Source organism: Nitrosomonas sp. Nm166, from assembly GCF_900112825.1.
Taxonomy (GTDB): domain Bacteria; phylum Pseudomonadota; class Gammaproteobacteria; order Burkholderiales; family Nitrosomonadaceae; genus Nitrosomonas.
The window spans coordinates 16239-42981 of record NZ_FONE01000030.1; the positions used below are offsets into that span (position 1 = coordinate 16239).

Below are 26743 nucleotides of genomic sequence, written 5' to 3' on the forward strand. Positions count from 1 at the left end.
GATCAGCACGCTTTGAAAATCAGCTGGTACTATACTCTGAAAGATTCACTCAGTAATTAAAATAAATCATATGCCATCTCTTACTCAATCATCGGCCTGGCTTGCTTTGCAGGCTCATCAATCCATTATGGCGCAACATCATCTGCGCGATTTATTTCAAGAAAATCCACAGAGATTTGAAGAGTTTTCTCTTCTTTTCAACGACATTCTGATGGATTATTCGAAACAACCCATCAATGGTGAAACAGTCAGCTTACTGATCGAACTGGCCCACCAGCAAAAACTGGAAAACTGGATTGCCCGCATGTTTTCAGGAGAAAAGGTTAATATCACTGAACATCGGGCAGCACTACATATTGCATTACGCGGCGATCATCCAGTTCATGTGGATAACATGGATGTGATGCCTGACGTCAAGCGCGTGCTGAAACAAATGGAGCGCTTCTCAATCGCTATACAAAGTGGGGCGCATAGGGGCTATTCGGGCAAAATCTTTACCGATATCGTTAATATCGGCATCGGCGGCTCAGATCTCGGGCCAGTCATGGTAACCGAAGCACTGAAGCCTTATGGTATAGAAGGTATCACGCCGCACTTTATTTCTAACATTGATGGAGCGCAACTGGCTGAAACCTTGCAGTCTCTGGATCCTGCCACGACATTGTTTGTGATCGCATCGAAAACGTTCACCACTCAGGAAACGCTCGCCAATGCCCATTCGGCACGGGAATGGTTTCTGTCTCACGGCGGCAGCCAAAAAGATATCGCGCATCATTTTGTCGCCGTATCCACCAATCGCTCCGCCGTGCAGAAATTCGGCATCAATCCGGACAACATGTTTGAGTTCTGGGATTGGGTGGGTGGACGCTATTCACTTTGGTCGGCGATCGGCCTGCCAATTGCTTTGGCAATCGGCATAGATAATTTTTACGCATTGCTGACAGGCGCTCGGGAAATGGATCAGCATTTCGTCACTACACCATTAGAAAAAAACTTGCCCGTTATGCTGGGTTTGATTGGTATCTGGCAGATCAATTTTTTCGGTATATCATCCCATGCGGTACTGCCATATGATCAGTCCATGCACCGTTTCCCTGCCTATCTACAACAGCTGGAAATGGAAAGTAATGGCAAACGCATCACCCGTAACGGTAAGGCGGTCGATTATGCAACGGGTGCAGTCGTGTGGGGAGAACCGGGCACCAACGGTCAACATGCTTTCTACCAGTTATTGCATCAGGGAACACAAACCGTTGCAGCTGATTTCCTGGCTCCCTGTCAAACCCACTATCCGGTCGGCAATCATCACCGTATGTTACTGGCAAATTTCTTCGCCCAGACTGAAGCCTTGATGAGCGGTAAGAATGCGTATGAAGTGCGTGCTGAACTCAAATTGCAAGGCATGGATGCTGAATCAATGGAACACCTACTGCCACATAAAATTTTTCCAGGAAACCGTCCCACCACTTCTATTCTGTTCAAGAAGCTGGATCCTAAAACATTGGGCTCACTTATTGCCCTGTACGAACATAAAGTTTTTGTACAAAGCGTCATCTGGAATATCAATCCGTTTGATCAATGGGGCGTGGAACTTGGTAAGCAGCTTGCCGGAAGAATTCTGACTGAACTGGAACAGGATGTCGCAGTAACTTCTCATGATGCGTCAACCAATGGGCTGATCAATTATTTCAAGGCTAATCAATAATAACGCCAACTATGCCATCTTCCCACGAAGTCCGGGTTCTATTCATCACCCCCGAAGTTTATCCATTATGTCATACTGGTGGCCTGGGCGATGTCAGTGCGGCACTACCTGCTGCATTGCGCAGACTACAGACCGATGTGCGGCTTTTGCTGCCGGGCTACCCGCAAGTTCTGGCGGGTGTTAAATATAAATCCAAAGTAGCCGAATTCAACGAACTATCCCAATTCCTACCTAGCACATTGCTGTCAGCACGATTATCGCTAAGCAAATCTGAAAATATTCCGGTCTTTATTATCAACTGCCCCGGTTTATTTGGTCGCGCAGGAGGACCTTATATCGATACCTTTGGGCATGCCTGGCCGGATAATGCGTTGCGTTTTGGCTTACTTTCAAAAATTGGCGCCATTCTGGCAAGTGATGCCAGCCCCATTGCCTGGCGCCCAGATATCGTGCATTGTAATGATTGGCAAAGTGGTCTCACTCCAGCTTATCTGCATTTTTATCAAGGAAAAAAAGCAGCCACTGTGATAACGATCCATAACCTCGCGTTCCAGGGTATATTCCCCCCCGGGAGCGTAGTGCAACTGGGATTGCCTGAAGATAGTTTCGATATCCACGGTGTCGAGTATCACGGCAATCTATCATTTTTGAAAGCGGGACTATATTACGCTGACCATATCACTACGGTCAGTCCCAATTATGCAGAGGAAATTCAAACAGAATCGCAAGGCTCTGGTCTGCAGGGACTGCTCGCCGCACGCCGCCGCCATCTCACCGGCATTACCAACGGCATCGCTACCAGCGACTGGAATCCAGCAACGGATCCACACCTCGCAAGAAATTACAGCAGTGAAACACTTTCCGACAAAGTAGCGAATAAAAGCGCTTTGCAACAACAGATGGGGTTAGCGGTTGATGCCGATCTTCCGCTATTCGCTACCATCAGCCGCCTGAGTCATCAGAAAGGCATTGATCTGCTGATACAGATAGCACCCCAACTGGTAAAGATACCCGCTCAATTGATTATCCTCGGGAGCGATGAGGCCGGACTGTCTCATCAACTCTCACAACTGATACAAACTTATCCCAAAGCGATCGCTATCTATATAGGATTTAATGAAGCTTTATCCCACTTGATTGAAGCAGGCGCAGACTGCTTCCTGATGCCCTCGCGGTTTGAGCCTTGTGGCCTGAATCAAATGTATAGCCAACGCTACGGCACGCCACCCGTAGTCCATGCGACCGGCGGCCTGGTGGATACGGTGGTCGACTGCACATCAGCAACGCTTGCAGATGGCAGCGCCAGCGGCTTTTTGTTTGCTCCAATAACCGCTGACAACCTGTTGAATACGATAAAACGCGCAGCGCGCGCTTATCACAATAAAAAAATTTGGCAGCGCTTGCAGAAAAATGGCATGGCCAAAGACTTCAGCTGGCACGCCAGTGCGACAGCTTACCAGGAAATCTACCGCTCATTATTATCTTAATAACAATGAAACTTATCGTTCATACGCCAACACAGGCGCCAGCCACCGTTCAGCTTCTTCCAGTGTCCAACCTTTTCGTTCGGCATAGTCTTCCACCTGATCTTTGCCAATTTTTCCAACAGCAAAAAAAGTAGACTCGGGATGTGCGAAATAAAAACCGGATACCGCTGCGGTGGGTACCATGGCGAAGGATTCGGTGATGATGATACCGGCGTTCTCTGTGGCATTCAGAACGGCAAACAGTGGGCCTTTTTCGGTGTGATCCGGGCAGGCGGGATAACCCGGCGCGGGACGGATGCCGCGATATTCTTCGTTAATCAGTTGCTCATTAGTGAGATTCTCATCTTTGGCATAGCCCCAGAATTCGCGGCGCACCCGCATGTGCATGTGCTCGGCAAATGCTTCCGCCAGGCGGTCCGCCAACGCTTTGAGTACAATCGCACTGTAATCATCGTGCACGTCCTCAAACATCTTGATGCGCTCATCAATGCCAAACCCCGCGCCGACCGCAAACAGGCCGATCGTATCCTGGATACCGGTTTCCTTAGGTGCAATAAAGTCAGCCAGGCAGCGATTGGGTTTTCCTGACGGTTTTTGATCTTGCTGGCGCAGGCAGTGGTAAGTCATGGCGATTTTACTGCGCGACTGGTCGGTATAGATTTCGATGTCATCGCCCACCGAATTGGCCGGAAACAAGCCGATCACTGCATTGGCGCTCAACCATTTTTGCTCGACGATTTTCTTCAGCATCGTCTGCGCATCGCGAAACAACTGGCTTGCTGTCTCTCCGACCACCTCATCCTGCAAGATATCCGGAAAACGCCCGGCGAGTTCCCAAGCCTGAAAGAAAGGCGTCCAGTCGATAAACGGCACGATCTTTTCCAGCGGATAATTATTCAGCGTACGGATACCGATCAATTCCGGCTGATGCGGCTGGTAATTTGCCCAGTCGGTTTTGAAGGCATTGGCGCGCGCATCAGAGAGTGTCAGCAGTTTCGCCGGACCTTTCTTGTTTTTGTGCTGCGTGCGCACTTTCTCGTATTCGTCTTTAATCTCCTGAATATAAGCCGCTTGCAGATCCTGTGATAGCAAATTGCTACATACACCCACTGCGCGGCTCGCATCCGGCACCCAAACGGTCGGACCCTCATAATGAGGCGCAATCTTGACTGCCGTATGTACCCGGGAAGTGGTTGCACCACCAATCAGCAATGGGATGGTAAACCCTTCACGCTGCATTTCTTTCGCCACATGTGCCATTTCTTCCAGCGAAGGCGTAATCAGTCCTGACAAACCGATGATATTGGCGTCCTCTCGCCGCGCCATATCGAGAATCTGCGCACTTGGCACCATCACGCCCATGTTGATCACTTCGTAGTTGTTGCACTGCAAGACCACGGCGACAATATTCTTGCCGATATCATGCACATCGCCCTTGACAGTAGCGACGACGATTTTTCCTTTCGGCTTGCTGTCTCCCGATAATTTCTTTTCGGCTTCAATAAACGGTAATAAATGCGCCACTGCCTGCTTCATCACACGTGCTGATTTTACTACCTGCGGCAGAAACATTTTACCTGCGCCGAATAGATCACCGACCACACCCATGCCTTCCATCAGCGGCCCTTCGATCACCTGAATCGGACGCCCGCCCTGTTTTTCAATCTCCACGCGCGCCTCTTCGGTATCTTCCACAATATACGTGGAAATGCCCTTGACCAGCGCGTGCGTCAAACGTTGTTGCAGCGGTTCATCACGCCAGGCCAGATCTTCAACCTGCTCTTTTTTCTGGCCTTTGAAATTTTCTGCATAGTCAACCAGAATCTCGGTCGCATCCGCACGCCGGTTCAGTAGAACATCTTCAACCTTTTCTAATAGCTCCGCGGGAATATCCGAATACACCCCGAGTTGCCCGGCATTGACAATGCCCATCGTCATACCGGCTTTAATGGCGTGATACAAAAAAGCGGTGTGAATCGCTTCGCGGATCGGTTCATTGCCACGGAACGAAAACGACACATTGGATACCCCGCCGCTCACCTTGGCATATGGCAAAGTCTGTTTAATAACGCGCGTAGCTTCGATAAAATCGACGCCATAGTTATTATGTTCTTCAATTCCTGTGGCAATGGCGAAAATATTCGGATCAAAGATAATGTCTTCTGCTGGAAAACCCACCTTGTCGACCAGCAAACGGTAGCTGCGCGTGCAAATCTCCACCTTGCGCTGCAAGGTATCGGCCTGACCCTGCTCATCAAAAGCCATCACGATCACCGCTGCGCCATAACGGCGAGCTAATTTGGCATGATGAATAAACTCGGCTTCGCCTTCTTTCATGCTGATGGAATTGATGATCGATTTGCCTTGCACGCATTTCAAACCCGCTTCAATCACTGTCCATTTGCTGGAATCCAGCATGATCGGCACTTTGCAGATATCCGGCTCGGCAGCCAACAGATTCAGAAAAGTCACCATGGCTTTCTGCGAATCCAACATGGCCTCGTCCATGTTGATGTCAATGATCTGCGCGCCATTCTCCACTTGGCTGCGCGCCACGTTCAAGGCTTCTGCATAATCATCACTGAGTATCAAGCGCGCAAAAGCTCGGGAACCAGTGACATTGGTACGTTCACCGACATTGACGAACAAAGAATCATCCCCGATATTCAGTGGTTCCAGGCCGGATAGACGCAATTTCTTCGGAATCTCAGGAATTTTTCGCGGCGCAATGTCGGCAACAGCTTCTGCAATAGCTTTAATATGCGACGGTGTGGTGCCGCAACAGCCGCCCACGATATTGACAAAACCCGATTGCGCGAAGCCTTTGATTTGACTCGCAGTATATTCCGGTGATTCATCATAGCCAGTTTCCGATAAAGGATTCGGCAAACCGGCATTGGGATGCACACTGGTATACACATCCGCTACCCCTGCCAGCTCTTCCACATAAGGACGCATCAGCTCGGCGCCCAGCGCACAGTTAATGCCAACGGATAGTGGCCGGATATGGCCGATCGAGTTCCAGAACGCTTCCGGTGTTTGTCCTGATAACGTGCGGCCGGAGGCATCGGTAATGGTGACCGAAATCATGATCGGCAGACTTATATCATGATCTTCAAAGTATTGATCAATGGCAAACAGTGCAGCTTTGGCATTGAGCGAGTCGAAAATGGTCTCCACCAGCAGAATATCTACTCCGCCATCCACCAGCCCACAAATCGATTCCGTATAATCGGCAACTAGCTGGTCAAAAGTAATCCCACGAAAGCCTGGATCATTGACATCCGGAGAAATAGAGGCTGTTTTAGTGGTAGGGCCGATCACACCGGCCACAAAACGTGGTTTTTGCGGATTCTTTTCTTCAAAAACCTGTGCCGTTTCACGCGCCAGTTTTGCCGCTGCGAAATTCAATTCATACACCAGATCCCGCATGTGATAATCGGCCATCGAAACCGCATTGGAATTAAAGGTGTTGGTTTCGATAATGTCTGCACCCGCTTCCAGATAACCAGTATGGATCGAACGGATGATTTCCGGCTGCGTAATGGTCAGTAAATCATTGTTTCCTTTCAGATCATGCGGAAAATCTGCAAAACGCTGGCCGCGGAAATCCGCCTCGGTGAGCTTGAAGGTCTGAATCATCGTCCCCATCGCGCCATCCAGAATCAAGATACGCTGCGCAAACAGACTTTCCAATAAAATTGTGCGGGGATTTTTATTCATGGATTAAAGCATGCTTAAAAAGAGATAAACGTGCCATTATACCTTACCTCCTCTCTGCTACTGTCCATGTCCAGGTAAGGGCTAAAGGTAAAGCAACAACAGGCGATAACTAGCCGCACCCAGATCACTACTAAAAAAATCCAGTCGAATCTCAATCTCATGCTGGGATGCAATAAATTGCAGTGCTTTGTCTTCTTCCTGCAGATAATCCTGCGCGGTAAAAATACGGCTGGCAATTAATTGATCCTCCGCATCCAGCAAGGAGAGCTGCAATGCCGGCAAGGCTTGCGGAAAAGGTGCATGATTGCGGATAACCGCTGACAAGGTGGCGACTTCAGGCTGACGCACAGGATTTTTTTCCAGATCGGATGCTTCGATACCTAACTGCCGGATATCTTGCGGATAAGGCACCGTGCAGGCAATAAGCGCGCAATAGCGCTCTAGATGGGACCTGATTTGTGGCGCCACAATAGTCAATTCAGTACGATAGGTGTACGCGATCTGTCCGATCAGCAACAGCAATAAAAAAACATTCGCCACACCCCATGCGCCTTGTGATTGTTTGACCGGCGCCTGAGCGCCAAACAGCTGATCCGAAGTTTCAGTCGTTTCCTGTCTCCGGTCAGTAATAACCGACTGATCTACGGCGTTATTTATATTTTCAGCGCATGCCTGGCTCTGCGCCGCAACTTCAGGTTCACTGACTGTCTGTGGCTGAGTTTGGAATGGGCATGCAATGGCTGATTCGTTGACAGTAATCAGCGTGGCAAATCCATTGAAGATTCTCTGGCAATGTCCGCAGCGAACGTCACCGCTATGAGCCTGTAATTGGGCGGCACTCACGCGAAAGGTGGTACCGCAGCCTGGACAGATTGTCACTAACGCCATACGCTAACTATTAATCGCATTTTCATCTTTTGATGCCGGTTAACAACACCCAGCCTTCCTGCTCACTCGCGATATGCATAGCAAACCATTGGTGATAAACATTTCTGACCTCTTCGGCCTGTTCTTTAAGAATGCCGGATAATGCAATATGGCCTTGTGGCCGAACTGCCTGCGCCAGAATAGGTGCCAACATGATCAAAGGATTCGCCAAAATATTGGCAACCACGACATCCGCCTGTTCACTTGGCTGCAAATTCCGCTCGGTTGCCTCATACGTTGTTGCAAAGGCAAATCTTGCTGAATCGCAGTTATTACGTAGCGCATTTTCCTGACTGGCTTTGACAGCTTGCGGATCGATATCTATCCCGGTGACATGGCTTGCGCCCAGCTTTAGCGCTGCAATGGCCAATATCCCGGAACCGCAGCCATAATCCAATACCTTGTCTCCGGGTTGCAGATGTTGGTCCAGCCAGCCAAGGCATAGTTGCGTGGTAGGATGGCTACCCGTGCCAAAAGCCAGCCCGGGATCGAGTATCAAGTTGATCGCCGCTGGATCGGGTAATTGATGCCAGGTGGGAACAATCCATAGGCGTTGTGATATTTGAATCGGATCAAACTGTGATTGAGTCAAGCGCACCCAATCCTGCTCTTCAACATACATCAGCCGGTAATCGGGATCACTATTTAATTGTGCAGCCCGCGTCACATTGCGCAGAATCTCATCAATATCCGCCTCTTGATTAAACAATGCCGAAACCTCAGCATTCTGCCAGATCTCCCCGCCAGGCTCCCCAGGTTCTCCGAACAGTAATTGCTCGTCTTGCGTATCGGCAGCTGCATCGTGGATGTCCACGGACAGCGCGCCCTGCTCCATCAGCGTATCGCTCAGTAACTCAGCATGTGCCGCATCAGTCTTGATAATCAGCGTAATCCAGGGCATGCACCTTGCAACAACCGTTAGCAATCAAATTCAATGTAGGTAATTGTTTCTCTATCAGCCGACCTTGTTATGCAAAGCAAGTTTCTGCTCCAGATAATGAATTGCGACACCGCCGCGCAGGAAGGACGCATCGGTGAGCAAATCCAGATGCAGTGGAATATTGGTTTTTATGCCGGTAACCACCATTTCTGATAAAGCGATGCGCATGCGTGCAATCGCCTGTTCACGGGTATCTCCATAGGTAATGATCTTGCCGATCATGGAATCATAATAAGGCGGCACCATGTAGTTATGGTAAACATGCGAGTCAACCCGCACACCGGGGCCGCCCGGGGCGTGATATTGCGTGATACGCCCGGCAGAAGGCGTAAGCTTATAAGCATCCTCAGCATTGATACGGCACTCGATCGCGTGCCCCTTGAACGTGACATCTTTCTGGATGATCTGCAGTGCATGACCTGCGGCGACATTAATTTGCGCCTGCACCAGATCAATGCCGGTAATTGCTTCCGTCACAGGATGCTCCACCTGCAAGCGGGTATTCATTTCAATGAAATAAAATTCATTGTTCTCAAACAAAAACTCAAATGTACCTACCCCGCGATATTTAATACTGCGGCACGCATCAGCGCAGCGTTCGCCAATTTTATTGCGCAATTGTTGCGATATGCCAGGTGCTGGCGCTTCTTCAAGGATTTTCTGGTGGCGGCGTTGCATTGAGCAGTCTCTTTCGCCCAGGTGCACAGCATTACCATGCTCGTCAACCAGCAACTGAAACTCGATATGCCGAGGATTCTCCAGGTACTTCTCCACATACACCACAGGGTTACCAAATGCTGCGTGCGCTTCATTACGCGTCATGATTACTGCATTGGACAATGCGGCTTCAGTATGAACCACCCGCATTCCCCGCCCACCTCCGCCACCGGCGGCTTTAATGATCACCGGATAACCAATCTCCCGCACAATCTTTTTAACTTCATCGATATTATCAGGTAATGGGCCATCTGATCCCGGAACACAGGGCACGCCTGCTTTTTTCATGGCATTCTTCGCGCTGACTTTATCACCCATCAGACGAATCGTTTCAGGTCTTGGACCAATAAACACAAATCCACTCTTTTCTACCCGTTCTGCAAAATCTGCATTTTCCGACAGGAACCCGTAACCCGGGTGGATCGCTTCCGCATCGGTCACTTCTGCTGCGCTGATAATCGCTGGTACGTTAAGGTAACTCTGTGCTACCGGTGCCGGACCGATACATACCGACTCATCGGCTAATTTAACGTATTTTGCTTCCGCATCGGCCTCTGAATGTACTGCAACTGTTTTGATACCCATCGCACGGCAAGCGCGCTGGATCCGCAAGGCGATTTCGCCACGATTGGCTATAAGAATTTTCTCAAACATATTATCTGATCTCTATTTCGTAATCACTGGATTACGAATAAGGGTTCACCGTACTCAACAGGCTGACCATTCTCTTGCAAAATCGCTTTGATAACCCCACTTTTATCAGCTTCAATTTCATTCAGCAATTTCATTGCTTCAATAATGCACAGCGTATCGCCCTCTTTAACGCTCTGCCCGATCTCTACGAATGGATTCGCTCCAGGTGATGCCGCCCGGTAGAATGTTCCCACCATTGGAGATTTAACAATATGACCTTCAGGTGTTGCATTTGCATTAGAAACGGGAGATTCACTGGTTTTAGATTCATCGGCTTTATCTGTTCCTGCCGCAGATGCTAGGACTTGCGGCTGGATAGGAGCCATTACCGGCTGCATGGGAGGCTGCATAAATGCATAATTCTGTGCACCGGGACCCGCCTTACTAATGCGGACTTTTTCCTCACCCTCCGTAATCTCCAATTCAGCAATACTTGACTCCTCAACCAGTTCAATGAGTTTCTTGAGCTTTCTTAAATCCATATTCAATCTCCCGAGACAATGCCTCGTTTAAGGTAATTTATAAAATCAACAGTGTTAATATAAAAATGAAAATGAACAAAATTACGGTTACATCGTAAAAAGAATTAAGATTTAAAAATAGAAACTTATCTATAGATCAAACTCAACATCTGGTTTAACAAGATGTCATTGCATATTCCAGCGCTAATTCATACCCCTTAGCACCCAGACCACTGATAACACCAATCGCCAAATCCGAAAAATAAGAATGCTGGCGAAAAGGTTCACGGGAATAAATATTCGATAAATGCACTTCGATAAAAGGCAGTTTTACGGCAGCAAGCGCATCACGCAAAGCGACACTAGTATGTGTATATGCAGCCGGATTAATGATAATAAAGCCTGTGCCGTCACGCATCGCTTGCTGAACTCTATCAATTAAAGCCGACTCTGCATTACTTTGAAAAAAAACCAGCTTAATAGGTTTATTTTCGGTTAATTTACTTAAATTTCTGTTAATATTTTCTAATGTTACACCACCATAGATTTGTGGTTCTCGAAACCCAAGCAGATTCAAATTGGGGCCATGCACAATCAAAATTTTCTTAATATTTATTTTTTCTGAATCCATTTTATTAATTATGGACTCTTATCATAAAAAAGTACAGATTTTTGGCGAAATTCACCGAAATTAAGCGGAAATCTTAGAAAATGATACTAATTTTTATTATTCTAGGTGATTTTTAAAATCATTTTAAAAATACATAATTACTGACTGTAAGTAGTTGATCCAATATTAATTTGCCCGTAACTATCTAAGCATCTATAATAGGGCAATTTTTCTAGGCAGATGCTGTTGTAGCTCAGTTGGTAGAGCAACTGATTCGTAATCAGTAGGTCGGAGGTTCGACTCCTCTCAACAGCACCATTAAACAAAGACTTAGAAACATAACTGAAACATTTTTACTTCGATTGTGCCAAATTTGTGACTTTTAGCACGTCATCCAAAACACGGGCATGTTGTGAAAACTGCTCAGGTGCCAAATGAGCATAACGCCTCACTATCTCAGCAGACTCCCATGCACCCATTTCTTGAATGACATTCAACGGCACGCCATTCTGAGTTAGCCAACTTGCCCAAGTATGGCGCAAATCATGCCAGCGGAAGTCTTCAATATCAGCACGTTTTAATGCCTTATACCAAGCTTTTGTATTCACTTGTGTGATTGGTCTTCCCTTATAACTAAATACAGACCTTGGGTGCTTTCCAATCTGCCTAGTTAATACCGCTATTGCCGTAGTATTCAGTGTCACATGAATCGGTTTTCCTGCTTTGGCCTGATCGCCATGTATCCATGCAACATTTCTTTGCATATCCACTTGCGACCATTCCAGTTTTGTGACGTTTGATCGTCTCAAGCCTGTAGCCAGCGAGAACGTCACCATATCGGCCAAATGCTGCGGCAATTCCCGAATGAGAATACTTGCTTGTGTTGCACTCAGATAACGCACTCGACGCTTTGTTTCGCGATACAGCTTGATGACTGGGGGCTTGTCTATCCATTCCCAGTCAAGAGCCGCACGGCGCAGGATAGAGCGAATCAGAGCCAGTAAACGATTAGCTGTCGCCGGACTCGTTTCTTTTCGCTTTAACTCGCCAATCCCCGCAATCACATCTCGCGTCAGTTCATCAAGATACTTGCCTCTAAAGAACTGTTGGAGCCAGTTTATTTTAGCCACGTCGTCATGATGTGTCTTTTTATCCTGTGTTTCCATCAGCCATTTATAGGCCGCTTCATCCCAAGTGCGTTTTGGCTTATCCCCCAGTTTCACGACTCGCCAAGATTCTGCTTTCAGCTTGTCGTGGAATTCCTGTGCTTGGGTTTTGTCTTCAGTTGCAGCAGAGCATCTAACTCGCTCGCCGCTTGGTGTGGTGAAACTAATCCACCACGTCTTACCACGTTTAAAGAGTGACATAATTGTTTCTCCTCATGTCCCACTTGCAACGCTTGCCGAGGAGTAGCATATAGCGAGCGCAGGCAGGCAACAAGATCATCTTCAATAAATACCCAACGCTTCCCCAATTTCGCCCCTGGGATAATTCCCGCTTTGGCACGGCGGCGTAGTTCTTCAGGGTGCAGTCTGAGAAATTGGGCGGCTTCATCTAAGTTGAGGGTTTTCATTCATTCCCCTTTGCCTTGCGATAATCTTTGGCAGCCTTCTCAACTTCCAGACGTTTTTGGTCTGCTTCATTGATGTTCAAGATGGTGTTGTATTCCTTGCCACGCAAACGCACTTTTTCAAGAATATAGTCTTCAGCGGACAAACCAATAAATTCACCGCAGGAATAAAGATGCTGATGCAGCGCCAGTAAATAACGATCCAGACCTTCATCAAAATCCGTAATGCCATGCTTGGCCATGAAGCAGGCCATTGAACTGGCTCCTAATGTCAGTATTCGTTTATCTTCGGGCAATCGTGTCGCTTTGAACGATCTGGAAAGCGTGTTGAAGTCTGTTTCCCAATCAATGGATGAGATATAACCCCACAATAGATGAATCGGCCAGCGTGATCTCGTTTGATCATCGGGATTAGGCAGCGTGAGACGCAGCCATTCTGTTGAAGCATAACTCCATAGGCCGTTTAAATTAGCCAATACAGTATCAAGGCTAATCAAGCCATGTCCTGCCAATACATCGCGCATCAACTGAAATTCAACACGCCAAACGGGTTCATCCTCGATCCATCCAGCTTCTTTCCATAATGGAACAAGATCGGTTCTGCCACTGGTATGAATTTCTATTAGTTTGTTATACAGGCGGCAAGAAATCTTCCCACCCAAACCAATAGACCAGCCTGTGAATTTCTCATTGACTGCATGGGCATCAATCTTTTTGCCGCGTGTGATCCATGCTTCACGCTTCCAGGATTCCATGTTTTCATGGGAAACAAAATCGGCGCATAGATCAATACGGCTGACATGAGCAGAGCTCTCCAATGTGCCCAGTTCATTCAAAATATAGCGCAAGTGTTTTTCAGCTTCAATGGGCTTGATGCTGCACAGATAGCGTGAGGACAGCTTCACATAAGCCATCGGTGTCTTTTTGCTGGTTCTGGATAGGCTGATGCGGAAAGCGCCATCTTCCACCACATACGGAAATATTGACGAGCCTTTATCCTTGACTTCAAAGATATGACCAGCAATGGCATATTGTGCTTGCGCTTGCTGATCTATTTCTGGATGCTGTGCCAATTGCTTAAGCTTGGCTAAACGTTCTTTGACTTCAGGGAATAATTCACCTTGATAGGATAAATACAGGCTATCAACCCCTATCCTTAAAAGCTTGAAGTATTCATTATTGCAGTTATAGGGTACTGTGTTACTAGCCATCGTACCCTGAGAGGATGAATCAGACTGATGCAATGCATCCGAAAAATTTTTTTCCACCTCGCCTTCGCAACGCACAGCCTCGCTGTCGCTCGTAGTGCGATGCGCTGGCTTGGCGGTTTGTGTTTTCTTAGATGCTACAGCTTCAGGTGAAACATTGATTTCTTTCTTCATGATAAAACCTCATATCCACGGCGACCATGCAAACAAATGTGCTTGTCGCAACGGATAGAGATTTTGTATATCAATTCAAAATTTGTATTCCATCCAAAAATTCAGTTTTTAGGTAGTTGCGTTTTTCTTCATGTAGGTGTCTGCAAATTTACGTAAAGACTTTTCGCTTCCACCACCACTTGAGTTTGCTGTGTATAGCTTTAATTCTTCTATAAATAGCTCTCGAAGTTGAGAATCGGTTAAACGTAAAGCACCCGCTTCAGTCAGAACTCTAAAAACAACACGCATTTTCTGAAAGTTTTCTTGTTGGCGTTTTGCTTTTTTGCCATCGATAGCATTCTTGAGATTATCAAAAAATTGAATGTCTTGTAAGCGTGTAGCTTTACTGATTCTTCCAATCGCAGACTGACAGCCCATTACAGTTGGATCTATTCGTATAGCATCAAATAATGCCTTGTCATCACCTGCTCGCACTCGTTCAATGAGGTTATACATAAAACAACCGTGATAAAGTACACAATACAAAGAATACTGTACTGATAAGAAATAGGTGCAATTAGCTAAGAGTATGGGCTGCAATGCTTTGGTATCTTTTTCAATAGTAGGGTTTTTGTTCGAAGTGAAGTAACTCTCTATTTGATCGTGAATAAGTGGCAAAGCATTAATATGACCCGGTGTTTGCACAAGCTGCTCGCGCCAATTTATTAGCTGTTCTTCATGAACGAGCCCAGAAAAATTAAAATTTGCAGTATGCTTAAAGGGGTATTCGTATAAATGGCACCAGCTAAATCTAGCAGTTGCTTCATCAAAGAATGTTTCTATAATTTCGATAATCGTTTGTTTGGTTTCATCAATTACAACAAATATTTTTTGCCAAAATTCAAGAAAAGTACGGAGATTTTCAGCTGTAATGCCTCTAGCATAGTATGGTTCAGTCATGATCAGAAGTCTTATAAATGAATTAACAAAGTAAAGTGAGATACGATTTATCGGGCAGGACATCCGATAAGATTGTGCTACGGCTGAATTTTGTGATTCTGTATGATATTAATTGGCACAACAGCTTCACTTTTGTACAAGAAAGAAGTACAGCCTGGTTATACCAGACTGTAATGTTAATTCTTAATTTACTGAAGGGATTGATTAAAAAATGAATCTAGACCATTTTATGGAAACTCTTCATGAAGGTATATTCCGGAGCAGATGCGAGGAATCATCTTTGAAGAGATAATTCTCGTGCAAGATGAACCTTAATAGAAGTTGATTCCCTGATCACATTAGCCATTACCAAATTTGACAATAGCTCTTGCAGAAGTCATGATTATGATCAATATACGCCTTAAAGTGTCCCGTAAGGTTGCCTTGTAGGCTGACGTCGTGCAGCAAGCCTGCACCAACGAGAGATTTTTTATGAGAAAAGGAGAATTCAAATGGCTAACGGTAGCTTGGAATTTAACTGGGATGCTTATAAGGAAAGTCTCAATCAACTTGCTTATGATGTAGCAAAAAAAAACCGTAAGATACGTCCGCTACTTACGCTTTATGGGGAACAAGGTAAGTGGGCTCGAAACATTATCCAGAACAAGGTCATCTCCCAGCCCTCCCTAGCTATTTCAATTGAAGAACAGAATCTTACACCCATTACACTCTCTTACACGGTCCCATTGCCTGAGAATTTTTTCAGTAACCCTATTGAAGCACTTGGCAACTTTGTGACAATAGCTGCCCGCAAAATCGCCAATGCCGAGGATGCTGTGATCCTATTAGGTAAGAACGCTAAAGAAAGATTGAGTTTGTACGGAGTGAATGCCAGTTATCTGGAAAAACAAATTGGTCTGTTAGACACAGCTCTAGAGTTGCCTCCGAATCAGTCTGTTTCAGAAAGCGTTAGGGAGGGCATGAGTGAATTACTACGCAATGGATGCGTTGGCGATTATGCAGTTGTGGTCTCCGATGCCTTGGACAAGCAAGCGAGAACGCGGAATCAAGTTACGCATACCACAGAATTAGAAGAAATGAGAAATTTAGTTACAGAAGAACGTTTTATTTTATCTTCTGCTCTAGAGGGTAGAACAGGTGTGATGATGTCCTTAAGCGACAATGGCATAAAGCTCGCTGTTCCTGTCGACATCTCAGTCCAGTTTGTCTCACTACAGTTAGTCGAAGGAACAATACAGGCCATTCTTCGAGTTGTCGAACAAATCCGGCTTGTCATAGATATACCCGAGGCGATCGTCCCGTTACGGCCTATAAATGATAACCCTCCGGTTAAATAGAATAATATTACCTAGTTCGATAGGAATCCTTGATTGGCCAAGCTTCATTTAAAGGAAACTAAAGATGCAATTCGAGCATGGTCATATGCGTTTATGGGTTGAGCCCAATGAAAACCTTGCACGTGGCACCATTGAACCTGGCTCTGACGTCAATCTTATGGTCGGAGTCGAACCAGCAGATGCAAGCAACCAGGTTCAGCTTAGATATCGTGTAAATGGTGGCCATACGGCAAATATAGCTGCCGAACCGGTGCGGCACGCAGGTAACACCCAATATTTTAAAGCCTGCCTTCCATGTAGTACCTTGCGTGACGGTGACTTAGTAGAATATGCCGCAGTGTGCCAATGTGCAGGTCGGCAAGTACCCTCAGCACATGAAGCTGAGCAATTTTCCTCATCATTCCGAGTAATGAGCACGAGCGCTATGGGCGCTCAAATACCAACATCCAATTACACAAAAAATATGAAGTCTGCTTCAGTCGCTTCATCCCCAGCTGGCACACGAATACAGACTAATGTTGGTGCTGCTAATCAACTCAAACAAACCCACCTTAGCCTGTTTGCTGTGGATCAAAAGACTGGTCACCCGATCGCACGGATACCGTTTTATGCAGAAGTGAGTGTCATAGCCTATGTACCATTGCCTAAGCCGGAATGCAGGCTAAAAGAGACTATCGAGGATAGTTATAAGAAATTCCTTTACCGAAGTTCCACGAATCCAGGAAGGTACTCGCGCGACCTTCAGGTACAGGTACCGGATGCATTTACTGAGCCTCTTTGTGATGCTTTGTCATCTTTACTGTCTCCCGAAACAATCGATGCTCTAGTTGGCGACAGCAATAAAGTAGCAGATCTCATCACTGGAATCTTTACAAAGGCTAAAGAAATCAACAAAAATAATGAAATCAGTTCTAATGATCCTGAAGCTTCTCGTAAGCTTCTTGAGGCAGCAATCCGTGCCTACATTAAAGAACACGATGACCTTCATTTGGTAGATCAAAATGCCCAACTACAAAAGATCGTTTGGGCCCATCCCCTGGGTGCCCTGGCAACCGACCATGCAGGATACCTTTCTTTTGATCTTACTCGCCTTCCTCCAGATGTAGCTAGTGCCGTTGCTTCTGCGCTTGAAGCACGCCGTCGCAATCCAAATATTCCGACAGAGACTTCTATCCGGCTTTATCCAATGGCTCAAGAAGAAAAACGCATTGACGCACTGGAGCAGATGCGCTTTGCCCATGACGCAATTGTTGTCCGGATCGAGCTTGACCTGGAATTAGACCCAGTATTTTGCCAACCAAAGATGTGCGAGTCCGTCAAAAATTTAGGGATCGCTGCTATGCAGAACCCTAGCCTGACAGACTGGCGATTATCCCCCGCATCCTTTGCCACTAATCCAAGCACTCTACTGGGAGAAGACGGCTGTGAAAGCCTTTTACCGGCAAATATCGCACTGCAGGAATTTTATTTTTATCAGATAGTAGGTCTCTCAGATATCCATCCCAACGACCTGCCACCTGAAACTCAAGGAAAAGTAAAATTCGGCGTTGCTCACGAATATCGTTTGGCTTGGTATCCCTTAGGTCACTCATTAGGACAAATTCAGTATAGTTTGCCATTGGCGCCAGGAGAGTCAGTCAATTTGGCGGTCATCGACTGGACCCGGCGCGATGTAGGCAGCCGCACTGAAGATTCTACAGCAAGCGAGCAGCTTGTGCACAACCAGCGCCGAGATCGCACGATTACCGAGACTGTTAATGCAGCGATCAAAGAGTATCAGAAAGGTAGCAGTTTCATGGGTGGGATAGCGCACTCAGGGGGTATATCTGGAACATTTGGCATGTTTGGGATCGCCGCTGGTACAGCTGCTTCCCTAGGGGGATCATCTTCGAACAGCCAGGGAAGCCGAGATATCGCCGCCAATACTGTGCAAAAGCTAAGCGATAACATCACTCAATCGAGTGCATCGATGCGAGAACTCCAGAGTACAGTGGTTGTTCAAACAATGCAGCATGAAAAGGAAACCATTGAGACGCGGACGGTTGTCAACTACAACCACAGTCATGCGCTCACGATTTTATATTATGAAGTGCTACGTCATTTTCGTGTTGTCACTGAGTATGTACGGTCGCGCCCAATTGTTCTTGTAAAACTAGATACGAATCTTCTAACTGAGGAAAATTTGGCATTCGTACCTAGACAGCCATCAGCTGGTAGCACTGACCCCGCGGTATATATCGAATACACAACAAAGCTTTTTCAGCATATTCTGACCACACAAAATCTTGTAGAGAACCGCTCGGCACTCGAAGCTGCCTTACTTGATAAGCGACATAATGAAGGCTTCAATGCATTACAGCGCGCTGCACATCGGCGTAACATTGCAAGTGCAACGCCTCCTCCACCAGCATCCGACCCTCCTTTTAATCCTGCGGATTCTCTAATACGTTTTTTCAACATTGATATAAAGACTGGGGGTCTCGTCGTCGAACGTAGTGAAGGAGAAGGAAACAGAGCCAATGTTAATGTGAAGCTGAACCCAACTGGGTATAGGCTCAATGACGGCAATCCGATCAACCTGTGGGGTTCCTTTACCCAGGAAAATGCCAACAATTCATTCACTGCATGGTTACCGGCGGATGTAGGTACCATTCCGAATAAAGGTACCATTCGATGGGGTGACATTGATTCTATTGAGTTCAATGTCTCCATGTCTGAGGATCCAGAAGATTGGAGTGACATATCCTTCCAGCATATAAAAGTGACAGGCAAGGACATAAATGGTGAAGATATCGATCTTATCGACAAACATTACATCGATGGGCACCTTATACTGCAAAGGAACGGAGCGTTCATCTTGCCGACACGACGGCCGCCACTCTTGCCACCTTCACCGCCACCGCCGCAGCAACCTATTGAAGAGATTGAAGATAATGCGAAGATCAATGAATTAATCGATCATCTGCGTTACCATCGAGCTCACTACAGTCGAGCGCTATACTTGAATCAAAATACAGCAGAGCGTGCCCGTCAGCTCAATGAAATCAAGCTCCTGCACGACGCAACACTACTAGAAAAGGTGGAAAATCGCCCGCTTGAAATGCTTGGTGACTTTGTCGCCTATCCTTGCGCTAATTCTGATTGGGCCATAATTATCAAGGACACGATCAATAAATCACCCCTCCTAGATGATCAGAAATTAGACGAGAGATTGATTACCCTGCCGACCCGAGGAATATTTGCTGAAGCCAAGCTTGGTCACTGTAATGCATCGGAAGAAATAGATCCCAACCGTTTCTGGAAGTGGGAAGAACACCCAATACCACATTTGGCACCAGAAATCGCAGCTATTCAGGCAGGGCAGCACACTGTTAAAGATCTTGATTTGAAATCAACACCATTCCCACAGCCACTGGTCAATATTGTCAACCCGCCCGCAGCACCTGACCCAACCGGTCTGGCAGCCGCATTGAATGTTCTTGGCACACCAAATATTTTCCGTGACATGTCAGGACGCACCGAAGTTGCTGACCTACTGAAGAAGCTATCTGACAACTCCATCTCAATCGCGGACGCAGCTAATAAAGCTAAGGAAATCCAAAACAAGCATGGAGTAGACCTCGATAAACAGCAGAAGGGCTATGACTTAGGTAAATACCAAACAGCTACTGATCTGGTGGGCAAAGCTATTGATGCTGAGTCGAAGCGTCTTGAGAACGAGAATAAGAAACTTGACATAGCAAATAAACTTCCACCCGCGGAAAGAAAAGAAGTTCAAAATGAAGTCGCCCGCGAGTTGAAAAAGCCAACATCTTCTGGAGATTCTTTAAAGAAACCGGCAGCTTCTCAAACTCCTTCTCGTAAATCCAAAGAGAATATCAAATTGCAAATCGACCTAAAGGGTTACGGTAACAACCTTCTTATTGGACGATTTGGCGTCAGAGTCAAACAAGGTATAAGAGACGTAGGGTTTCTCATGGCTACCGACTACTCCAAGGAAGGCCAGCTCGTAGTCGGCGTCCTCAACGAGAACAATGACCCGCGTTATTCCGTCGAGATTAATGGAGAGATTTTAGGGGGCGTAGGTATAAACACTCAGCTTCTCGGTCGTGACCTCGTGACCATCCCACGTGAGGATTTCGATGCTTACGATTACTTTTATTTGGTCGCAACGGCAGAGGTAGACGATTTCGAATTCGAGGCAACCAACAGCGACGAGATCGCGCACGAGGTTACCAAGAGAATTGGTGGCGGTATCGACGTCGCAGCTGGTCAGAAGGCAACAATTACCGCGAAAACTGAGGGGGGCGTCGAATGGATGGATGGCAAGACGCACACGAGCACGAAAGCAGTTAAGTTGAGAATCGTATACTACAAAGGTAGCTTTAACATCCATTACTATGGAAAAGGCAAAGAAAAAGATTAGTGCTAACAGCCAAAATGATAGTAGCGTGGCATTGGTAATGTTATATAGTATTGTTGGAGATGCGCATTTAGTATTGAAGTATCTGAATTATTGAAAATGTTTAATTTAAGGTATCATTGAAAAACAAACCTATGACTAATGAAACCAGTCCAATTGAGCAAATAGAACGTCAACTTTCAAAGCTGGAAAGTACCGCAACCAACCTAGAAACGATCTCAGCTTTGGTAGCGCGAGCTAATAGAACCCAAGAGGTGAAAATACTAGCTGACCAAGCTATCGATCTCCGCATAAAGCAATTTGCACTGTATCGAAATAAAAATCGGCTTCAGGTTAATACAAAGGAATGGAAGGCGTTAGTATCAGCCCTTGAACTCGTCAATCACTTCATCGATGAAGCGATTGCTGACCCGAAAGTTATCAAGGAAGTGCAAGACTCTGCTGCGCGTCTTATTTCAGTAGTGACAAAGCTTGCTTCATCGTTTAGTTAAAGACTGCTCTCAAGAGAGCAAGGAATACAAAAACACAAAAAACACTGCACGGTTTAACAACTGATTGCTCGGAGGTTGGTTTGAGGATTATCAGAACGATTTAGCCACAAGCTATCGCACCAGAAATCACGTAATAAATATGAGAATTCTTGGTGAGTGCTTGAGATTATTTTTAATTAAAAATAGTTAGCTATAGCCTCATGTTAATACGCAGGTTTTGATTCGATTTCTATTCGAAAATCAAAATAAGATATAAAACTGTACTGTGTCAAATTTGTGCCAAACTACGCTGCGAGTAACACTATTTGTAACTGTGTGACACTGTTTTTCTGCTTGGTAAGCATTGCAAGAGGTTGATTTTTAAAATATTTTTTACTTATAATTACGTTTCGTAATCAGTAGGTCGGAGGTTCGACTCCTCTCAACAGCACCATTTCGTTACTACCCCTATAGTTCTGCTCTAAAAGCGAGAAGGGAAGCGATTTTTCGGGGGTTCTAAACCCCTCATTTCGGCAGTATCGAAGCCGTTCGCTGAAAGCGAGTTTCAGGACGGCTCTTTTATGCTCCAGCCTGTCAGAAACCCATAATTTATGCGGGTTTGACAGGAACGAGAACGCGGTTCTAAATGTTTCATCGAACGATTGCAGCGGACGACCGCATTGCGCTATTTTTTCATCATGTGCGACCTTTTCTTCTTCCAGTTGACGTATCTTTTTCTCATAAGCCGTGATCAATATCTGATTGTCGGCTTCCGCGATCCGATCTAAGAACTGTTCCGTCTTGCGTTCGATCTGAATAAGACTGCGGCGAATAGCATCCGCTTCCTGTTTTGCATCATTACACCGCACATTCCACAGATCGGTGAATATCTCGGCAGCTAGGAAGAACATTTCCTGGGAAGGCTTCATATCGCTCAACAGCGCTTCAAACTCGCCTTCCAGCTTGTCCTTACGAACAGATTTACCATATTGACTGCATTTGGTTCCATTTGGCTTTCCATGGCATAGGTAATAAGCATGCAGCCCGTTCCTGCCGCGTGACCAGCATGCGGTCAAGGGCGTACCACAGCAGGCGCAGGCGACAAAGCCGCGCAGAGGGAAGTCCTCATTGATGTCCTTGCGTACGGGTGCTTTAGCTTCTCCCTTCAATCGTGCCTGAATCTTTTTATAGGTTTCAAAGCTGATCAGCGGTTCATGATGACCTCTGACCAGATGGATATTCCAGTCCGGCTTGTCCAGATAACCTGCATATAAAACGCGATTGAGGATTTCCTTTATCCTCTGCATATGCACGGTTCCAAACCTGTCCTTGGGAAAATGCGGTGATGAATGAAAACCGCATCAATTCGCCTTGCGACTCGAACCGGCCAGAAGCAAATCCCTCTAGCCCTTCCGTAATGACGGAAGCGCAGGGCTGATCCGGAACAAGCAGTTTGCCGTGCTTAGCCACCTTTTTATAGCGATAACCGACTGGGGCGTTGAACACGAAATATCCGCTCATCATGCGGGCTTTCATACGGTTTAAAACTTGCTCGGCGTTCTTCTCGCGCTGGTGTGCGGCCACAGACGCCAATAAATGCTCGACCAGCCTGCTATCGGAATCGTCCCCAAATTCAATGGACGGCGATTCCAGCTTGCCCCCGGCAGCGGCAATAGAAGCACGCAAATGTAAGTGCGTCTCAATATCCTTGGCTGTCTCAATATCCTTGGCTAAACGCGAGATGTCATCAATGATTACTATCGGATTAGCGGCACGATATTTCTTGAGATACGTGAGCATGGCTTTCATGTTCGGACGATCCAGCAGTTTGCCGGTAATCCCTTCGTCATGAAAGACTTCCACGACCTCATAACCCTTATGTTTTGCATATTCCCGGCAGCGCGTCTCTTGGGAGGCCAGCCCATGACCTTCAGTGACCTGTTTGGGACTGCTTACGCGGCAATAGATAACGGCTTGTTGTGTCATGGCAGAATCCCTCTTACTTATCCAGCCCGAATGCGGCATTTTGGTATGAAGATTTGATTGAACGATCTTTTGAATCTATCACGTCACCTTGATTCTGCAAAGTTTCGCTGTTTCGTTCCTGCAAGGCGTGCTGGATCGGATGCTTGTGGAAAGCCGCCGATACGAATTCGTCCATAATCATATAAACATAGCGGATAATTTCTTCTTCGCGCTCTTTGCCCAGATTGTACGGTGCGAGATGCTTACGATACTTTTCTATATCCAATTTCATAGCAGACACGATTGCACGCTTCTGCCGGGGCAAAAGCATGTTCCTTAAGAATTGATGATGTACGAAATTATGAGAGTCGCCTGCTTAGCAGGCGGGAAACTGTTGAATCCAACTTACAGTGATGATTGCAACATGGAGACGCAAATCGGGTGATTTGCCTAATTGATATCCCTTTTAAAACAATGAGTCAAGGAAGAAATTCCTTTCATAAATGGTTAATTATTTTTTAGAATTAAAAATTGTTTTAAGCAAGCCACTCGCAAGATTTAAGTTATAAATCTGCATCTTAAATTAAAGAGAATATGTTTCAATTTAATCTGAGAACCATTCCATACCATTTTGATGGTAACCTAGGTTAATCATAGCTTGCATGTCTCCTTGTTTCGCAGCTAGCTTGTATAATTCAATGGCTTTCTTCAGACTTTTAGTAACTACTATGCCTTGTTCATAATAATAACCAAGATTAACCATAGCATTACTATTGCCTTGTTCAACAGCCTGCTGAAACATGTCGATAGCTTTTTTTAAATTCTTCTCAACCCCATCGCCATTTTCGTAACAAATTCCGAGATTGAACATTGCTGTACTGTTACCTAACGTAATTGCTTGGTGATAAAGACTAATCGCTTTATTCCAATCTTGCTCAACGCCTTCACCTACTTGATAATAATAGCTAAGATTGACCATGGCATTGCTTTCACCTAACTCAACTGCTCGTTGGAATAGCTCAATCGCCTTGTCTTGGCTCTGTTCTACGCCACTCCCGCTTTCGTAGCAAACACCAAGATTCACCATTGCAGCGCTATTGCCCAACTCTACTGCAAGTTTAAATAGATCAATAGCTCTTTGCTCATCTTGTTCAATGCCATCGCCATTTTCGTAGCAAAGACCAAGATTGAAAATCGCTGAGCTGTTGCCTAACTTAGCTGCTTGCCAATACAGATCCGCGGCCTTATTCGAATCTTGTATTATTCCTTCACCTCTCTGATAGATAAGACCTAAATGTACCATTGTTGCTATATCACCTTTTTCAATTGCCTGTTCATATAAACTGATAGCAGTATCCCAGTTCTGTTTGACTCCATTTCCTAATTCATAACAAAGACCAAGATTAAACATTGCGATAGAGTTATTTTTCTGTATCGCTTTCTGATACAGATCAATAGCTATATTTAAATCCCGCTCAACTCCATATCCATTATCATAGCAAACTCCTAAATTAACCATTGCCTTGCTATCATTTTTTTCATTTGCTTTATGAAATAGTTCAATAGCTTTATTCAAATCTTGCTCAACCCCTTCACCCTTTGAATAGCAAACACCCAGATCTACCATAGCATTAGTATCTTCTTTTGCTATGGCTTGTTGATACCAATATATAGTTTTATAAGAATTTCGTTGAACGGTAATGCCTTGACTATAAAAAAAACCAAGGTAATTCATGGCGGAGATATCGGATAAATTTCCAGCATATTCCAATGCATCGATAATATTCTGCGGTATCTTTGAATTTCGCAGTAGTTTATCAGTAATGGCTACTGCAACATGGGCCAAGGCTTCATAACAGTTATCGCATGGAAGTTTATGTGCTATTAATTCATGTATTAAATCCCACTTATCATATTCTTTTGATATATCAATAAAATCTTGTGTAATCCGATGTAGAAATAGTGCTGTATTCTTAGGCGAATATTGCCATGCAATTTCTAACAACTCTTCGAAGTTAAGGCCTCTATAAAAACAAAACAGAACAAACCATTCCCCTAATAAATGTGGTTCCATTGCAAAAATTTGCTGAGGATGATCATCTTTATTAATAAGATACCCACTAGCAATGAAAATTGCCTTTTGTCGAAGAGGCCAACCAATCTCACCAAAATACCTCTTAATTTGAACATCCTCAAAAGATATCTGGCGGACTATTGTCGCTAGTACCGCTAACTTCATGGCGGGATGACTTTCTCCCCAGGTAGGGGCTCTTTGCTCTTGCTCATCAAAAAACTTTTCCCAACGCCACTTATCACGGGTTAGTTGATGATTTAGTAGTTTAATTTTTGTCCAGCTTTGATATCCTTCTTCCGTTACACTTAGTTGTTGCGCCAATAAATAAGCATATAGAGGCCTGCCGGAATCATCGATCCGCTCTAATGTTTCTGTTAGTATTGCATCGGAGAGAGTAAGTGTTTTAGCGTATAACTGCGCTAATAATTCTTTGACGATATTGACCAGATCATTGACATTCAGTTTTTTTAATTCCTCAACGCCGTTTTCAAAACGATAAGGGCGGAGGCTATCCTCATCGAAATAGTTTTCTTCGCATAGCTTGAGAAACCACTCTGCTTTATCACTGATATGCTTTGAAAACCTTCTCTCATTATGAGCATTTTGATTGTCCTTATTTAATATTATTCCCTGATTCCAAGGTTGCCTTTCCACTAATAGGATGCGCACCTTATGATCAAAATTTTCTTGATTATCAATTAGGGATTGAAGAATAAATTTTATTTCTTCTTCCCTTCCGATCACGTAATCAAAAATAAATAAATAAGGTTTATCAGGCTTCCATTTTTCCCAGCCGTGCCTGAAAGATTTAATATTATGCTTTGTGAGGAATCCTGCACGCCACTTCAATTTTTTCAAAGCATAATGCATTAATTCATATGCCAAACGACTTTTACCTTGCCCGGCAACGCCAGCAAGCTGGAACCATGCAACTTGTGAATCTTCCAAATTACATTTCAAGAATTTTTTTAAACGTATTTTTTGTTTACCCCTCCCAATCAACGGATGAGCAATATTTGCAAAATAATTAATATTGCCAATTTTTGGTTCGGGAATGGTTAATTGCGGTTGGATTGAGTCTGGTTGTTTGATGCCTTCTAGGGGCAGTTCATTCTCAAGCTTTTCTCGCTTGAGTCTTTTTTCTTCATTAAGAAGGTGCTTATTTATATCATTTATTGCGTAATCTAGAGCATTCTGCACTTAAATAGAGTCGATAAGGATTCTCAAAGGATGAGATATAGTTGATGATCTTGCTATGAGGAGGTGACATATGCCAAAACCCTTATCGAATGATCTCAGGAAGCGTCTGATCAAGGCGGT

The 26743-nt window shown here is 45.3% G+C and carries 19 protein-coding genes and 1 tRNA gene; 6 read left to right on the top strand and 14 right to left on the bottom strand.

Features of this window, described 5'->3' with window-relative positions; all coding sequences use genetic code 11:
• Positions 1-70: 70 nt before the first annotated feature.
• Together pgi and glgA are read left to right on the top strand one after the other, a co-directional pair.
• Positions 71-1705, top strand: a complete 1635-nt coding sequence (pgi, locus tag BM021_RS09575) for a glucose-6-phosphate isomerase (RefSeq protein ID WP_090720818.1) — start codon at positions 71-73, stop codon at positions 1703-1705.
• Between the two features lie 11 nt (positions 1706-1716).
• Positions 1717-3192 (top strand): glycogen synthase GlgA, encoded by a 1476-nt coding sequence (gene glgA, locus BM021_RS09580; protein WP_090720819.1) that lies wholly within the window; start codon positions 1717-1719, stop codon positions 3190-3192.
• 12 nt (positions 3193-3204) lie between these two features.
• Here the strand turns inward: glgA and metH are convergent, their stop codons facing one another.
• The 6 genes from metH to aroQ form a co-directional block, all read right to left on the bottom strand.
• Entirely contained in the window at positions 3205-6915 is a 3711-nt protein-coding gene (gene metH / locus BM021_RS09585) for a methionine synthase (protein WP_090720820.1), read from the bottom strand.
• 81 nt (positions 6916-6996) lie between these two features.
• Positions 6997-7803 carry a zinc-ribbon and DUF3426 domain-containing protein gene (locus tag BM021_RS09590; RefSeq protein ID WP_090720821.1) on the bottom strand — a complete coding sequence of 269 codons (807 nt, stop codon included), beginning with the start codon at positions 7801-7803 and terminating at the stop codon, positions 6997-6999.
• A gap of 22 nt (positions 7804-7825) precedes the next feature.
• Positions 7826-8743 carry a 50S ribosomal protein L11 methyltransferase gene (prmA, locus tag BM021_RS09595; RefSeq protein WP_090720822.1) on the bottom strand — a complete coding sequence of 306 codons (918 nt, stop codon included), beginning with the start codon at positions 8741-8743 and terminating at the stop codon, positions 7826-7828.
• A gap of 54 nt (positions 8744-8797) precedes the next feature.
• A complete protein-coding gene (accC, locus tag BM021_RS09600) occupies positions 8798-10153 on the bottom strand; it encodes an acetyl-CoA carboxylase biotin carboxylase subunit (protein ID WP_090720823.1) in 1356 nt (451 codons plus the stop codon).
• 23 nt (positions 10154-10176) lie between these two features.
• Positions 10177-10674: an acetyl-CoA carboxylase biotin carboxyl carrier protein gene (accB, locus tag BM021_RS09605; protein ID WP_090720824.1), complete on the bottom strand. Its 498-nt coding sequence runs from the start codon at positions 10672-10674 to the stop codon at positions 10177-10179.
• A gap of 154 nt (positions 10675-10828) precedes the next feature.
• The gene (gene aroQ, locus BM021_RS09610) at positions 10829-11284 is read right to left on the bottom strand and encodes a type II 3-dehydroquinate dehydratase (RefSeq protein WP_090720825.1); all 456 of its coding nucleotides are present in this window, start codon (positions 11282-11284) and stop codon (positions 10829-10831) included.
• A gap of 221 nt (positions 11285-11505) precedes the next feature.
• On the opposite strand from aroQ, the gene BM021_RS09615 reads away from it, so the two are divergent.
• Positions 11506-11581, top strand: a tRNA-Thr gene (locus BM021_RS09615).
• Between the two features lie 35 nt (positions 11582-11616).
• Here the strand turns inward: BM021_RS09615 and BM021_RS09620 are convergent.
• The 4 genes from BM021_RS09620 to BM021_RS09635 form a co-directional block, all read right to left on the bottom strand.
• A complete protein-coding gene (locus BM021_RS09620) occupies positions 11617-12597 on the bottom strand; it encodes a tyrosine-type recombinase/integrase (protein WP_256207863.1) in 981 nt (326 codons plus the stop codon).
• The gene (locus BM021_RS16130) at positions 12507-12836 is read right to left on the bottom strand and encodes a helix-turn-helix domain-containing protein (RefSeq protein WP_090720827.1); all 330 of its coding nucleotides are present in this window, start codon (positions 12834-12836) and stop codon (positions 12507-12509) included. The genes BM021_RS09620 and BM021_RS16130 overlap by 91 nt, the downstream gene beginning before the upstream one ends.
• The gene (locus tag BM021_RS09630) at positions 12833-14215 is read right to left on the bottom strand and encodes a replication initiation factor (RefSeq protein WP_090720828.1); all 1383 of its coding nucleotides are present in this window, start codon (positions 14213-14215) and stop codon (positions 12833-12835) included. The genes BM021_RS16130 and BM021_RS09630 overlap by 4 nt, the downstream gene beginning before the upstream one ends.
• A gap of 108 nt (positions 14216-14323) precedes the next feature.
• Positions 14324-15154: a hypothetical protein gene (locus tag BM021_RS09635; protein ID WP_090720829.1), complete on the bottom strand. Its 831-nt coding sequence runs from the start codon at positions 15152-15154 to the stop codon at positions 14324-14326.
• 491 nt (positions 15155-15645) lie between these two features.
• On the opposite strand from BM021_RS09635, the gene BM021_RS09640 reads away from it, so the two are divergent.
• From BM021_RS09640 to BM021_RS09650, 3 genes are all read left to right on the top strand, one after another.
• Positions 15646-16491, top strand: coding sequence for an encapsulin (locus tag BM021_RS09640; protein ID WP_090720830.1), 846 nt, complete (start codon positions 15646-15648; stop codon positions 16489-16491).
• A gap of 64 nt (positions 16492-16555) precedes the next feature.
• Positions 16556-20917, top strand: coding sequence for a hypothetical protein (locus BM021_RS09645; protein ID WP_090720831.1), 4362 nt, complete (start codon positions 16556-16558; stop codon positions 20915-20917).
• Between the two features lie 131 nt (positions 20918-21048).
• Positions 21049-21405, top strand: coding sequence for a hypothetical protein (locus BM021_RS09650; RefSeq protein ID WP_090720832.1), 357 nt, complete (start codon positions 21049-21051; stop codon positions 21403-21405).
• 395 nt (positions 21406-21800) lie between these two features.
• On the opposite strand, the gene BM021_RS16135 is transcribed toward BM021_RS09650, so the two are convergent.
• The 4 genes from BM021_RS16135 to BM021_RS09665 form a co-directional block, all read right to left on the bottom strand.
• Positions 21801-22691 carry a recombinase zinc beta ribbon domain-containing protein gene (locus BM021_RS16135; protein WP_256207860.1) on the bottom strand — a complete coding sequence of 297 codons (891 nt, stop codon included), beginning with the start codon at positions 22689-22691 and terminating at the stop codon, positions 21801-21803.
• Entirely contained in the window at positions 22597-23409 is an 813-nt protein-coding gene (locus BM021_RS16140) for a recombinase family protein (protein ID WP_256207861.1), read from the bottom strand. Before BM021_RS16140 ends, BM021_RS16135 begins: the two co-directional genes overlap by 95 nt.
• Entirely contained in the window at positions 23384-23674 is a 291-nt protein-coding gene (locus BM021_RS09660) for a hypothetical protein (protein WP_256207862.1), read from the bottom strand. Before BM021_RS09660 ends, BM021_RS16140 begins: the two co-directional genes overlap by 26 nt.
• A 279-nt stretch (positions 23675-23953) precedes the next feature.
• Positions 23954-26623, bottom strand: a complete 2670-nt coding sequence (locus BM021_RS09665; protein WP_090720833.1) for a tetratricopeptide repeat protein — start codon at positions 26621-26623, stop codon at positions 23954-23956.
• Positions 26624-26743: the final 120 nt, after the last annotated feature.